The organism is Brevibacillus sp. NPDC058079 (assembly GCF_042885155.1).
Lineage (GTDB): Bacteria > Bacillota > Bacilli > Brevibacillales > Brevibacillaceae > Brevibacillus.
In genome coordinates, this window is record NZ_JBHVSO010000005.1 from 157,718 (window position 1) to 171,814 (window position 14,097).

At 48.3% G+C, this 14,097-nt stretch carries 10 protein-coding genes; 5 read left to right on the plus strand and 5 right to left on the minus strand.

Annotation, left to right across the window (positions count from 1 at the left end; genetic code table 11):
• Positions 1-10: 10 nt before the first annotated feature.
• Positions 11-3,106 carry an ATP-binding protein gene (locus ACFVS2_RS16645; RefSeq protein WP_483862253.1) on the plus strand — a complete coding sequence of 1,032 codons (3,096 nt, stop codon included), beginning with the start codon at positions 11-13 and terminating at the stop codon, positions 3,104-3,106.
• Between the two features lie 26 nt (positions 3,107-3,132).
• Positions 3,133-3,660 carry a type 1 glutamine amidotransferase domain-containing protein gene (locus tag ACFVS2_RS16650; protein ID WP_390235733.1) on the plus strand — a complete coding sequence of 176 codons (528 nt, stop codon included), beginning with the start codon at positions 3,133-3,135 and terminating at the stop codon, positions 3,658-3,660.
• 224 nt (positions 3,661-3,884) lie between these two features.
• Here ACFVS2_RS16650 and ACFVS2_RS16655 read toward each other — a convergent pair whose 3' ends face one another.
• From ACFVS2_RS16655 to ACFVS2_RS16665, 3 genes are read right to left on the minus strand one after another with little or no spacing between them, the layout of a single operon-like run.
• Positions 3,885-5,111 carry a Ger(x)C family spore germination protein gene (locus tag ACFVS2_RS16655; protein ID WP_390235735.1) on the minus strand — a complete coding sequence of 409 codons (1,227 nt, stop codon included), beginning with the start codon at positions 5,109-5,111 and terminating at the stop codon, positions 3,885-3,887.
• Positions 5,104-6,210, minus strand: a complete 1,107-nt coding sequence (locus ACFVS2_RS16660; protein ID WP_390235737.1) for a GerAB/ArcD/ProY family transporter — start codon at positions 6,208-6,210, stop codon at positions 5,104-5,106. The genes ACFVS2_RS16655 and ACFVS2_RS16660 overlap by 8 nt, the downstream gene beginning before the upstream one ends.
• Complete coding sequence (locus tag ACFVS2_RS16665) at positions 6,211-7,785, minus strand: spore germination protein (protein ID WP_390235739.1); 1,575 nt, start codon at positions 7,783-7,785, stop codon at positions 6,211-6,213. It abuts the gene before it with no gap.
• Between the two features lie 205 nt (positions 7,786-7,990).
• Between ACFVS2_RS16665 and ACFVS2_RS16670 the strand changes: the two genes are divergently transcribed.
• Positions 7,991-9,664 carry a dynamin family protein gene (locus ACFVS2_RS16670; RefSeq protein WP_390235742.1) on the plus strand — a complete coding sequence of 558 codons (1,674 nt, stop codon included), beginning with the start codon at positions 7,991-7,993 and terminating at the stop codon, positions 9,662-9,664.
• Entirely contained in the window at positions 9,661-11,628 is a 1,968-nt protein-coding gene (locus tag ACFVS2_RS16675) for a dynamin family protein (RefSeq protein WP_390235744.1), read from the plus strand. Before ACFVS2_RS16670 ends, ACFVS2_RS16675 begins: the two co-directional genes overlap by 4 nt.
• A gap of 64 nt (positions 11,629-11,692) precedes the next feature.
• Here the strand turns inward: ACFVS2_RS16675 and ACFVS2_RS16680 are convergent, their stop codons facing one another.
• The gene (locus tag ACFVS2_RS16680) at positions 11,693-12,262 is read right to left on the minus strand and encodes a GNAT family N-acetyltransferase (RefSeq protein WP_390235746.1); all 570 of its coding nucleotides are present in this window, start codon (positions 12,260-12,262) and stop codon (positions 11,693-11,695) included.
• Between the two features lie 114 nt (positions 12,263-12,376).
• Between ACFVS2_RS16680 and pdxR the strand changes: the two genes are divergently transcribed.
• Complete coding sequence (gene pdxR / locus ACFVS2_RS16685; protein ID WP_390235748.1) at positions 12,377-13,798, plus strand: MocR-like pyridoxine biosynthesis transcription factor PdxR; 1,422 nt, start codon at positions 12,377-12,379, stop codon at positions 13,796-13,798.
• On the opposite strand, the gene ACFVS2_RS16690 is transcribed toward pdxR, so the two are convergent.
• Complete coding sequence (locus ACFVS2_RS16690) at positions 13,793-14,035, minus strand: DUF3951 domain-containing protein (RefSeq protein WP_390235750.1); 243 nt, start codon at positions 14,033-14,035, stop codon at positions 13,793-13,795. The genes pdxR and ACFVS2_RS16690 overlap by 6 nt on opposite strands.
• Between the last annotated feature and the right edge of the window lie 62 nt (positions 14,036-14,097).

The following is a 14,097-nucleotide window of genomic DNA, read 5'->3' on the forward strand; positions in this document are numbered from 1 at the left end:
GGATACATTTTTGGAGCGAAGGAATTTCCTGATGACTGCCGGGATTGGATTGGTTTTTTTACTTTCCATAGCGGTATTTATCGGGATCTATATACAAACTTTTCCTAGTCGGGACATGCCTATGGCGAAGCGGGGAGTGCTCGATTTGTCGAGCTGGGATTTTCAAAGCCAAGGCATAGTCAATTTAGATGGGGAATGGGAGATATATCCAGGTGAATTGCTTTCACCTGAAGATTTTCGACGAGGGCAACATGCAAATGTCTCATATCTGGTCGTGCCTGGAACGTGGAAGGGAGACAGTGTCATCGATAGTATCGACCGGAAAGGTGCTGCAACCTATCGATTACATGTAAAGCTTCCAGAAGACGGGCAAATCTACGGATTGAAAACAAAGAGCATTCGGATGTCCCACCGATTATTCCTAAACGGAAACGAAGAAGGTGCGAGTGGACATCCTGCCGTAGTGAGTGAAGCCCATCAACCAGGGAATACGCCATATACCGTGTTTTTTTCCGGAGATGACAAGGATCTGGAGATTGTCATTCAAGTGGCGAATTTCATGTTTTTCACCGGGGGGATTGCGAGTTCGATCCAACTGGGCTTGGATGAGGATATTGCCATTCTAAACAGCACCCTGCTCGGCACGGATATTGCTTTTGTGGTAACACTGGGGATCATGGCTGCGTACCATCTTAGCTTTTATTTTCTCCGCATGAGGGAGAGAACCTATTTGTTCAGCGGCAGCTATATGATTGTTCTTGGCATTTATCACATGGTTTTTGGTGAGAAGATGCTGCTGCAGCTTTTTTCTTCGATTCCTTTCACAGTTGCGTACAAGGCACAAGATGCCTCCCTATTTGCGAGCACAATCTTGCTCGCCCTATTTTTCTGTTCCATTGATACGAGGGTTCTATCCCGCAACTGGCTGGTGAAGCTGACAGCACCCATTTTTCTCTACATCCTTGTCATTCTCGTCTTGCCCTACTCCTTCTATACGAATCTGAAAGGGCCTCTCTTGATTTATGTGCAAATCATTCATTTCTTCATAATGGGTAGGCTGATTTATTTATCTGGCAAGAGTCAGAGGGACTCGTCCGACCGAAAAGAATTGCTGCTTTTCATTGGGGCGAGTATTTCCATGTCGGTCAGTCTCATTGATGGTCTTCTATACGCTGAAAACATCGTGCCCACTGATCTTGCGGGAAAAATCGGCATCCTCTATTTCATTACCTTCATCAACATTCTTTTGGCAGTTCGATTCACGAATGCGTATGAAAAAACAGAAGTTCTATCCCATCAATTGAAGATTTCCAATCAGATCAAAGATGAATTTTTGACGCATACTTCGCATGAGATGAAGACACCGCTGCACGGGATTATCAATATCACGTCCCATTTGCTAGAAGATGAGAGTCATATGTTGTCCTCCAAACAAAAACAAAATCTTTGGCTCGTCAAGGATACATCGATCAAGCTATCCATGCTGGTTGGTGATTTACTCGATGTTACTCGCCTAAAGCACGGGGAGCTGCGCCTCCATTTTTCGATTGTGGATATCAAGGTCATCACCCAAATTGTCTTTGACGTACTGCAATTCGAACTGCTGGGGAAAGATGTCCGGCTGGAAAATCAGGTCCCCGCTAACATTTGGGTGTATGCAGATGAGAATCGGCTTCGTCAAATCATGTATAATCTCGTACACAATGCTATCAAGCATACGAATGTAGGCTCGATTAAGGTAACAGCGGGCGTGGTGGGGGGGCAGGTTCGTATTTCCGTTGAGGACACGGGGATAGGAATTTCACCGATTAAGCATGAAGCCATTTTTGATTATTTTGAGCAGGTGGATCAGCTATTGCCACAGGATGGGTATACAGGCATGGGTGTAGGCTTATACATCAATCGCAAGCTGGTTGAACTCATGGGAGGGGAAATTTGGGTAGAGAGCTCGGAGCTTGGCAAAGGCACCCGTATGACATTTACGCTGGAGACGGGGCATCAGCAGATGGTCACGCAGGAGCTTGCCGCAACGGCTCAGGAGAGACATCGGGAGGCCAGTGAACAGATTCCCCTCAACATTTTGGATGATCACCAATACACCATCATGATTGTCGATGACGAGGCATCCAACATTCACACCTTACTGAACATCCTTTCTAAGCATCGCTATAATGTGATTTCGGCTTTTTCGGCAAAAGAAGCCATGAAGAAAATCAAGGAGCATCCACAACCTGATCTCGTCATACTGGATGTGATGATGCCAGGAGTATCGGGGATTGAGCTGTGCCAGCTGTTGCGAACGCAGTATTCGATTCTCGACTTGCCGATCCTGTTTGCTTCGGTCAGAGATACCCCTCAAGACATTGCACTCGGCTATAGAGCAGGGGCGAACGACTATGTGACCAAACCGTTTGATGCGGAGACACTCATTGCCCGCGTGCAGACACTGATCTCGATGAAAACCTCCATTCAGGAGGCAATTCGCAATGAACATGCGTTTCATCAGGCTCAAATCAAGCCGCATTTTCTCTACAACGCTTTAAGCAGTGTCATTTCTTTCTGTTATACCGATGGGGAAAAGGCAGCGTATCTCATCACCATGCTCAGCCAGTATTTGCGCTACATTTTGGATATGGATCGAACGACGCTGTTCGTTCCGTTATTTCGGGAAATGGAGCTCATCCATGCTTATGTAGAGATCGAAAAGGCTCGTTTTGGGGAAGGCTTCGACTTTGTGTGTCACGTGGATGAAGGGATTCTTGACAAAGAGATTCCTTCCTTAAGCATCCAACCGTTCGTAGAGAATGCGATCCGACATGGATTGTTCGAAAAGGACGAAAAAGGTCACGTGACGCTTACAATTGTGGACGGAGGTCATTACATCAAGGTCATGATCGAAGACGATGGGGTCGGTATTGCAGATGATCTCCTGTATCAAATGTCAAAAGGCGAGAATCAAAAAGGAAGCATCGGCATCCAAAACATCCGCAGACGATTGGATACCATTCCTGGTGCTACCTTGAGTATCACCTCTGAAATGGGAAAAGGGACCAAAGTCGTCATGTATATACCTACTTCTGAGGGGATGCATGCTACAATAGCGTAGTATAGAAGGAAAAGGAGGCGAGAACGTTGAGGCTTGCAGGAAAACAAGTGGTTTGCTTCGTTGAAAGTGAATTTGAGGATCTCGAGCTCTGGTATCCGGTGATGAGACTGCGAGAGGAAGGCGCTACCGTCCATTTCGTCGGCCCGAAGGCGAATCACGTCTACATAGGGAAGTACGGTGTACCGTGTGAGGCTGACAAAGCGATGGCAGAGGTCAATCCTGCCGACTATGCAGGTGTACTCGTTCCAGGAGGGTGGGCACCTGATAAGTTGCGCCGCTATCCGGAAGTGCTGTCGTTTGTGATTGCGATGCACGAGGCGAAAAAACCGATTGGCCATATTTGCCATGCGGGGTGGGTGCTTGCTTCCGCAAAAATTTTGCGCGGGGTAACCACGACATCGACGCCAGGCATTAAAGATGATATGGAGAATGCAGGCGCGATTTGGGTAGATGAAGAGGTCGTAGTAGACGGTCACATTGTTGGTTCACGTAGACCGCCTGATCTGCCTGCGTATGCCAAAGCGTTTGCTGATTTGCTGGCACAACAAGAATAAAAGAAGGAATAAAGGGCTTGCTCGAAATACTGAGTAAGCCCCTTTTTTGACGTTGATAGAAGTTTTGTTACGAATTGGAGTCATTCCGTTTCTTCCAGGGAGGATCGCCTATCTCGTGAATTTTGTTATTGATTTTAAAAAAAAGAAAGGGAATCAAAAACGCCAAGACCGTCCCTGTGAAGGTCAAATACGGAGGGACTACGCCTAAAAATTTAAACATGGGATCACCTGTTGTTTTGGCGTTCGGTACGGTTGATTGCACCGATATTGCGTAGATAGACCTTTGCTTGAACCGTTATCTCACTTTTTTCATACAGACGCTGTCCTTTTTCCCAATCCTGCCGAATCTTTTTCCATAGCGAAAAATGATGCTGCTTCAGATAACTGCCAAGCTTGATGACATCCACTTTCATCTGCTTATGGACCTTCCTGATGGTGTCATTACTCATTCGCTCGATTTCTTCGGCAAACACTTTTTCAAGCTTCTCCATTGCCGTGCTATTTAAGGAATCCATTATGGCGTAAGACTCGGCCAATGTGCCTTCACATTCGATTTTTATCGTGAATTTCATGTGCTGCTGATCGCGTAAATCTTTTTCAATGCTATGTTTGATTCCTTGGATGTTCATCGAGACAAGGTTGTTTTTAAACTTGCCTTTTACCATCCCTCCGCTAACTTTTCCCGTGAGAAAATTCAGTCCCTCCGTCTCTTCTTCCCCGAGAAAACCTATCATCTGATTGTCATGGGTAAAAACAGCGGCGCCTGCTAATTTTACCTCCTGCTCATGGGGTCTGATGCGCGGAACCACAAAACTGTACGGACTGAGAAGCTCCTCGTGGACATCTCCTAATCGGACCTCTGGAAGCATGCGGGAATTTTTATTGACGTTTTCTCCAATCGAATTGACGTAAATAGCGGGCAGCTTCTCTGTTTTCGGTTTGACTTCCAATACTTCTTTGGCAGGACCATTTGAGATAAATACCTTGCTACTTCGTCTGGAATCCGGATCACGCAGATAGAAATCGAGTGCTCTGGCAAAACCGTTTTTCGTACGGGCGACGTCTTCGGAGACGATCAGGATTTTCATATGCTGATAAAACGGGGTTCTGCTGGTCCGGGTAGCCAATTCGCGAGAAATCTCGAAAAGAGAATTCCCCTCGGATATGAGGTTGTGGTAAGCCTCATTGGCTGTGTTTTGACCACCGCCGCTTCCTTGGCCGATCAATCCGCCGGGGACGACGAATTGATGTGTGACGAGAAAGCGTTCTTTTACTTGAGGTTTGTCTGGAGCCTCTTGTTTGGCTTGCTGCTCGGCTTCTTTCGTACGAGGTTTATCAATCGCTACGCCTACCACAAATCCTCGTTCCTCAATTTGAACCTGATCCCAGCAGCCAGCCAGCAGTGTGGAAAGAAGCAAGCCGATGCTACAGACAATGAGTCGTCTATTCATTGCTTTTGACACCTCGCAAAACGGCGATTACGAGCAGCAATATGGGACATAAATAGACGACAGCGATCCCGAAATAGGTGACACTGTCAGCGAACGTAAAGAAGTCGACCAGGTTTTGTGGAAGCATCGCGACAAAATAAATGACGGGAGAGAGGATCAGGACCCACACGGTTTTGTGCACATTAAAAAACATGGACGACAAGTTCAGCACCGTAATATCGAGCCACATTGCACAAGTGTTGAAGATCGTCATGATCCAGATGGTAAAGAAGATGGATTCCACCCGTTCAAAAAAGCCCCCAGGGATTTCTACCTCTTTTGCCAGCTCAATGGTTGGATAGGTCAAATTCGTTGCAACGTCAGCAGAGAATACACCGATGATGAACATGTAGATGGTCGTGTAGAGCAGAATAGGGATCGAAAGACCTAACGTAACAGCCCGTGTACCTTCTTGGGGATTTTTCATCAACATGGCATAGAAAAGAATGATTTCAAAGCCGGAATAAGACAGCCCGACATCTTTGGAACCTGCCAAGAGAGAGCGCCAGTCCGAAGAGAAGAAGGGACGTATATTTTCGACCTCAAATAACTGAGTCGTAAAAAGCAAGACAATGAACATGACGACAAGAACCACAGGCAAAAACAGCAAGTTGAGCCGCAGCATGGCAATACGTGATCCAACGACGGAATATTGAACGATCAAGAGAAAGGAGAGCGTGATCATTTCCACCGGAGTATTGTAGAACAGGTACTGCTTGGCGATGTTTCCGATTGCCCTGATTTCAAACGAGACAAATAGCATCGTGTAAATACAGACGAGAAAGGTCAAGATGTAGGCGATCGGTTTGCTCGCAATGATGGAGCTGTATTCAAAGAAGGTTTTTCTCGGAAACCGAGCCGCCAGCTTGGCAAGCAGCCAGCCAATCAGACACGCACAAAGACCGCTGATCACGACGGAAATCCATCCATCGAATGCTCCGGTCGCCTTGGCTAAGGAGCGGGGAAAAGTCAGGATGCCGACGCCGATTGTGACTGAGGCAATGTTAATCCCCATATGATTTTTGCTGATCATTTTCTCCGCCAAGGTTTGTGCACTCACTTACGACCCTCCTGTATTCATTCGGTTTTCATCTTTTGTGTGAAGGGCATCTGGTCGGGTTTTCAAAAAGGTAACAGGTGCGCGCAAAATCATATCCTTCCAATCCCTCGGCATATGTGGAGCAAGAGGCGCCAAATAAGGGTACCCGATGCTGGTCAGATTGGATAAATGAATCATGATGGCAATCAAGCTTAACACCACGCCATATATACCAAAAATGGCTGCCATAAGCATGGCGAAAAAACGAATCATTCGAAAGGCGATGGCAAGGTGATAAGAAGGGATGGCAAAAGAAGCGATGGCAGTGAGGGCGACGACGATGACCATGACAGGACTGACGATGCCCGCAGAAACCGCTGCGTCACCAATGACGAGACCGCCGACGATGCCGATGGTCTGGCCGATCGGTTTCGGTAAGCGTATTCCGGCTTCCTGCAACAGCTCCATCGTCGTCACCATCATGATCGCTTCTACGAAGGCCGGAAACGGAACCCCATCACGTGTGGCTGCAATCGAGAAGGCGAGATCAGACGGGATCAAGCCAGGGTGAAAGGTGACGAGAGCGATATAGAAAGCGGGCGAATAGACGGCCAGAAAAGCTGCCAAATACCGCAACAGCCTAGCTAATGAACCGACAATCCAACGCTCGTAGTAATCCTCTGGTGAATGCAGGAGCAAGCCAATCGTCACAGGCAAAATGAGCACCATGGGAGTGCTGTCCACCAATATCGCGATGCGCCCTTGAAACAATGCTCCACTGACTTTGTCGGGACGCTCCGTATTATGAATCTGCGGAAAAGGCGACAGAAAATCATCTTCAATCCATTGCTCGATAAAACCGGACTCTTCTATCTCGTCAACATCGATCGTAGAGATTCGCCGTCTCACTTCATCCAGTAGTTCTGGATCAACGATGTTTTCAATGTAGGCGATGATCACATCTGTTCGGCTGCGTCTGCCTATGATGGACCCTTCAAAGCGCAAGTTCGGGTCTTTGATACGTCTGCGTATATGAACGGTGTTGTCTCGGATACTCTCCGTAAAGCCGTCCCGCGGACCTCGCACCAAGCCTTCGGAGACCGGCTCTTCAATGGAGCGAGTTTTCCATCCCTTGCTGTCGACAATAATGACTTCGGTCGATCCATCTACAAAAATGGCTGTGTCCCCGGAAAGAATGCCTTCGAGTATTTTTGTCAAATCTGTTGCTTTCGATATTTCAACGACAGAAAGGACTTCCTCATATAGCATCTGGACAATCTCATCTGGTTCAGTCGGTACTACTTTGGAAGCAGTCGAGATCATCAACTGGATTTGTCCGAGGACTTGCGTATCCAGCATATCGCAGTTCGCCAATCCATCAATCGCAATAACGGCACAGGAATGTTTAGTGTTGCCGATCGTAAAGGAACGAATTAATAAGTCGTGTGGGCTGCCCAGCACGGTCTTGAACGTCTCCATATTTTGCTGCAAACTGGTCGATAGCGTAAGCGTAGGATCATTTCGCTGCTGCAAACGCTGTGCGATAAGAGAGGGAGTTTTCTTTTGGCGACGCTGGGACAAAAATCTGCGCATCATTTGAAGTTCCTCCCGTTCAGAATGCGAATATCATGTTAGTGCGATTTTTTCCAGATGGGAGGAAAATTATGCGGAAGAATAGGCGAATGCTAAATCTTTCATAGTTTTGAATTGAACTCATCTGTGACCTATGTTACATTCGGCATGGTAGAATAGAGAGTAGTAAAAGGAAGTTCATGAACAGGTATTAGTAGAGAGAGTAGGAATGATGGAGAAGGGTGGAATAGAAGTGCTTGACAGTCAAGTATTGATCCGGGAAACGGACTTTTCCCGACTGGCACATATATGGGAAGAACTCGCGGAAGTAATGAAATCGCAGGGAGACGAAACCACGTCACACAAGCTCATTCAACTGGCCGCGAAAACAAAGCGCGCTGAGTTGAATATTGCGTTTTGCGGACATTTTTCCGCTGGAAAATCAACGATGATTAACACGCTTCTGGGTGTCAATTTGCTGCCGTCCAATCCGATTCCGACTAGTGCGAATGTCGTCAAGATTCGCGGCGGAGAAAAAGCGGCTCGCGTCTTCACCATGAACAACGGAGTCCTTACATTTGATCCAGATACGGAGATGGAGAAACTCAAGCAGTTTGCTGTTGACGGAGATACGGTAGAATCCGTAGAGGTTTCCTATCCGGGAACATTCCTTGACGAATACGCCAGCGTGCTCGATACCCCGGGCATTGACTCCACGGATGCGGCACACAAAATCGCTACAGAATCTGCGCTGCATTTGGCTGACGTCGTCATTTATATGATGGATTATAACCATGTTCAAGCCGAAGAGAACTTCAACTTTACGAAGACCTTGAAGGACCGTGGCAAGCCAGTCTATCTGGTTGTGAACATGATTGATAAACATATTGATTTCGAATTGGATTTTGATAGCTATAAGGAAAGTGTCGAGGAGGCATTCGCGACCTGGAACATTCATCCGGATGGTATTTTTTACACGTCGCTTGCGGAGCCAGATCATCCTGAGAACATGTATGCGGAATTTAAGGGCATGCTTGCACAGTTGATCGCTGATCGTGAAAAGCTGGTCGACACGAGCGTTCGCAGTGCTGCCGAGCATTTGATTGACGAACACATCCAAGTAGTAAGAACAAGCCAGGCAGATCAACGCCAGCAGTGGGAAGCCCAGCTGGATGGTCTGGAAGTAGAAGGCATCGACAGTCGTAATGCAGCGGCTGTGCAGAAAGCGCTTGAGCAGGAGGAAGCCACAGCAACGGCTCTAGAGCAGCGTGCTGAGGATGCCCGAATGCAGATGGAAAAAGAGCTGAGTGTACTTTTGGACAACGCTCGTTTGACTTATTTCAGCACGAACGAAGCAGCACGAAGCTATTTGGAGAGCCGCAAGCCGGGCTTCAAGGTGGGATTGTTGTTTGCAGGCAAGAAGACAGAGGAAGAACGCGCACGTCGCGAAGAAGCCCTTCTCGTCGAGTTCCGCGAAAAAGTGGCGGGAAATCTCGACTTCCATTTCAAAGAATGGCTCGGCAAGCAGCCGCAAGTGTTTGATTTGCGGAGCGAAGAATATCACGCCAGCGTTCACGCGACCAAGATCGAGATTACGGGCGAGTTCCTGAGCAAGCACATCAAAGAGGGTGCGGCTTCGAGTGAGTACGTCCTGAACTACTGTGCGGATATTTCCAGCGGGATGAAGCTGGAGTACAGACGCGTGGGCCTGTCCTTCATTGCACAAGTGGTTGAAATGATCAAAGAGCAGGTGCGTGTAGAAAGTGCAGCTCAAGGTGAGCGCCTTGGCGTATTACGTGAAATGGCAGCGCTGCATCAAAAGCTGACAGGACTGGCAGCGAGAGAAGAAGAAACCAAGGGTCGTCTGTTGGCGATTATGCGTGGAGGAGAACAAGTAGCATGAATCAACTACGAGACAAACTAATTGCGGCAGCAGAGCGTCTGCGACGCGCAAGTGAAGAAGTCGTTTCCGTACCAGGGATGCAAGCACAGGCACAGGCGATGCTGGATCGAGCAGATCGCCTGACTGCCAATCGTTTTACCGTTGCACTGTTTGGTGCTTTTAGCGCAGGAAAATCCTCGTTTGCCAACGCCTTGATGGGCGATCTTGTGCTGCCTGTATCGCCGAATCCGACGACAGCGGCGATCAACAAAATTATGCCGCCTACGGATGAACGCCCGCATGGAACTGTGCGTGTCGTTTTGAAGGAGCGCGAAGCAATCGAGCAGGATGTTATCCGTTCACTCGCTGTGTTTGGACTGATTGCATCTGATCTGGATGGGGCATTGGCTGAGCTGGGCAAGATCGACGTCGCACAAATCCCGCCTACGGCAAAACCGCACTACACCTTTTTGAAAGCTGTTACAAAAGGATTGCCAGAAATGGCAGCTCATTTGGGTGGAGAACTGCTGGTGGATATGCAGGCGTTCAAAGGCTTTGTAGCCAAGGAAGAAAAAGCTTGTTTTGCGGAATACATCGAGCTGTTCTATTCCTGCCCACTGACTGACCAGGGCATCGTACTTGTCGATACGCCTGGTGCGGATTCCATCAACGCACGACACACAGGCGTGGCGTTTGAATACATGAAAAACGCGGATGCGGTCCTGTTCGTGACGTATTACAACCACGCCTTTGCACAGGCTGACCGCGAATTTTTGCTGCAAATGGGGCGCGTCAAGGATACGTTTGAAATGGACAAAATGTTCTTTATCGTCAATGCTTGTGACCTCGCAGCAAACGATGAGGAATTGCAGGGTGTCCTTACCCACGTAGAGAAAAACCTCCTCTCGTGCGGCATTCGCCTCCCACGTATTTATCCAGTGTCCAGCCAGACTGCTCTGTTGGCACGGATGCATGAAAAAGGCAAGCTGGCAGCTTCTGCCGAGAAAGTATACCGCCAGCGCACGAATACGGCTGAAGGCGAGCCGCTGATGCCGGCAGATGAAGCATTCAAGTTCTCGGGAATGGCGTCGTTTGAAGCAGAGTTCCTCCGTTTTACGATTGAAGAGCTGACGCAAATTGCTGTGAATGCTGCAATCGGTGAAATCCGTCGCGCCCATGATACCATGACAGAATTCATGCGTATGGCACAGTCCGGAGAAGAAGAGCGTCAATTGCGCAAAGAAGCAGCAAGCAACGCCAAGACACAGGCTCTGTCAGCTGTTGAAGCAATGTCTACCGCTTCGTTCGAGCGCGACTTGGCAAAAGAGCGCGAGGAGCTGCTCTACTACGTTCGCCAGCGCTTGTTCTTCCGTTTCAATGAACTGTTCAATTTCGCTTTTAACCCAGCTGTCATTAAGGACGATGGACGCAACATGAAGCAAGCCCTGCAAGGATGCTTGACTGATCTTCTGCGTTCGATCAGCTACGACTTGGCGCAGGAGCTGAGAGCGACTACCCTTCGCTTGGAGAAATTCACGAACAAGCAGGGGACAACACTTGTTGCGGCGTGGCAAAAAGATGCACAAGGCTACGCTGCAGGGTTGACATTGGCGCCTTATCAGCAGCGGCAGGTGGAAACACTGTCCTTTGCTAACGAACTGCCAGTAGCTGAATCTGCATTTGCATCTGCGATTTCCTTGTTCAAAAACACCAAAGACTTTTTCGAGCAGGATGGCAAAGGGAAAATGCGTGAAGAACTGGAAAAGCGCATGCAAGAACCAGTGAGCGGGTATGTAGAAATCGGAAACAAGCAGTTGGATGAGCAGTTTTCTACGCTGTTCCAAGAGCTGGTGACAAGTGAGCGTAATCGCGTCATCGACCAGATCAACGAGTACTTCACAGGCCTGTTTGCGGCTCTTGAGATGAACATCGATCTCGACGAGCTGGCGGCAAAAGTGAGTCGTGTGGCGGCTGAGTTGGAGTAATAGATTTTTCAACAAGTAAAAAGGGCAGTCCCTACGTCTTGTTTAGACCAGGGATTGCCCTTTGTTATTTCCGATTCTCCCATTCCTCGCGCAAAATCCCCATCTTAATCGCATCGTAATATTCACCGCGAACAATCCTTGCTTTACGTACTCGCGCTTCTTCCACCATTCCCATGTGAGCAGCCAGCTTGATCATCCGTTCGTTGCCAGACCACGTACCAATGCCTAAACGGACAGTATCCATGTGGGTAAACAAGTAGTCGATCCACATCCGAAACGCTTCCCGGCCATAACCATTCTGCCAGTAACGGGAGTCGTAAATGACGATTCCGATTTCGCACCAGTTCGTCTCCTCGGATACCCAGTAGCGACCGACACTACCTATTAACTCGGCGTCAATCTCAATCATCAGCTCGGTTCTTGGTGCATCTGTCCCGACGAGAGCGAGAGACTCCTGGTAGCGTGGGAGAGCACGATACTCTTCTTTTGTGTACGGATCAAGAGGTTTATAGGGGCCATTCCAATTGAGATGTTCACGATCTTCTGCTTCGTATTTCCAATAGTAGATCGTATCGATATCTTCTGCTCGAATATCTCGCAAAATGACCTTTTCTCCTTGCAAATGAATACGCATGACTTGTTCTCCTTTCGTGTGGGTGAATCTGGTACAATCATTGTAAAAGAGAACTGCTCCTATATACAGTGACAGTTTGAGAGAGATAGATGGGCACAGATTGGAGGGCCGCTGATGGAGTACATGCCGATTATGGATGCACAGAGCAAAGAACCTCTGTATCAGCAGCTATACAAGCAATTGAGCAAACGGATTGCATCAGGAGAGATACCGTCCGGAACCAAGATGCCGTCGATCCGTCAGTTGATGAAAGCAAGTGGCGTCGGAAAAAATACGATTGAGGCAGCCTATCAGCAACTGCTCGCAGAAGGCTACATCGTGAGCCGGGAGCGGAGCGGCTTTTTTGCTGCTGAGATCGAGAGATGGTCAGAGCCAGTGGATCAGGATGAGGAGAGTGCCTTGTACTCGTCCATCTTGAAAAAGAAAAAAGGGGAGCATCTCACCTGTCGCTACAACTTTCACGGCTCTGTCATCGATACGAAGTCGTTTCCTTACGCTACATGGCGCTCCTGCATGCTGGAAGCGCTGGATGTCTATCCGGAGGACTTTTCTTTTTACGGGGATAATCAAGGAGAGTGGGAGCTGAGAGAGGAGCTCAGTAAATATTTGCGAAGAGCACGTACGCTCATTTGTCGGCCTGAGCAAATCATCATCGGTACCGGATTACAGCAGGCTCTCAGCTTTTTATGTCTGCTCTTGGCAGATCGGCATCGTGTGGTTGCAATCGAGGAGCCTGGCTATGCAGATGCACGGATCGTCTTTTCCCATCACGGTTATGAGGTCGTGTCAATCCCGCTTGGGGAAGATGGGCTGTCCATAGAAGCCTTGGAGAAAAGCAACGCAACGGTCGTGTACACGACGCCTGCCCATCAATTTCCGTATGGGATGGTCATGCCAATCGGTCAGCGTCAACAATTGCTGCAATGGGCAAAGAGAAAGAACGGAATCATCATCGAAAATGATTACGATGGCGAATTCCGCTACAATGTCCACCCTACACCATCTCTGCAAGGAATGGATCGGGACGGATGTGTGGTTTATATCGGCAATTTTTCCAAAGCATTTTCTCCAGCACTTCGCTTGGATTACACGGTACTTCCGAGGCAATTGCTCGGGCGATATTTGGAAGCATTCCAGGCGTATCCTTCTCCGGTTTCCCGCCATTTGCAACGGAGCATGCAGTTGTTCATGCAAAAGGGCTACTGGGAAAAGCATGTCCGAAAAATGCGCACCGTCTATCACCGCAAGCATGATGCATTGCTTCGGGCGATACAGACCTACATGCCCCAGGAAGTCCGAGTATTGGGACAGTCAGCAGGGCTGCATATTTTGCTGGAGGTAGATACTTCCCGAACGGAGAAAGAGCTGATCGAGCTGGCGCGTGCGGCTGATGTTCGCGTTTATCCGAGCGGCCATAACTGGGCCAATGATCCGACGAATGCACGGCCGCGCATCATCGTTGGATTTGGTGGAGTGGAGGAACAAGACATTGCGATAGGAATCAGTCGTTTGGCAGAAGCTTGGTTTTCGTTATAATCTGCGCATTTGCCGAATCTTCTCGTTCTTATCCTTGTCATCACCTTCTTCTTCCTCTGACTCTTTCTTTTCGATCTTTTGTTCATGAAATTCAACTGGCGTTTGCCCAAATACGCGATCTAGCGGGGTGTAGTATTGCTCGACTGGTTTCTTTTGGACAAAAAAGCGGTAGCAAGCCATCCCGAGCATGCCAAAAATCAAAAGGGATACACCAATAATCAAGCCGGACATCATCATCAGTTTTTGTCCCTCCTTTTTGTGAGGTTATGGATGATTTACGATGAGGGTCTCAAATAGTT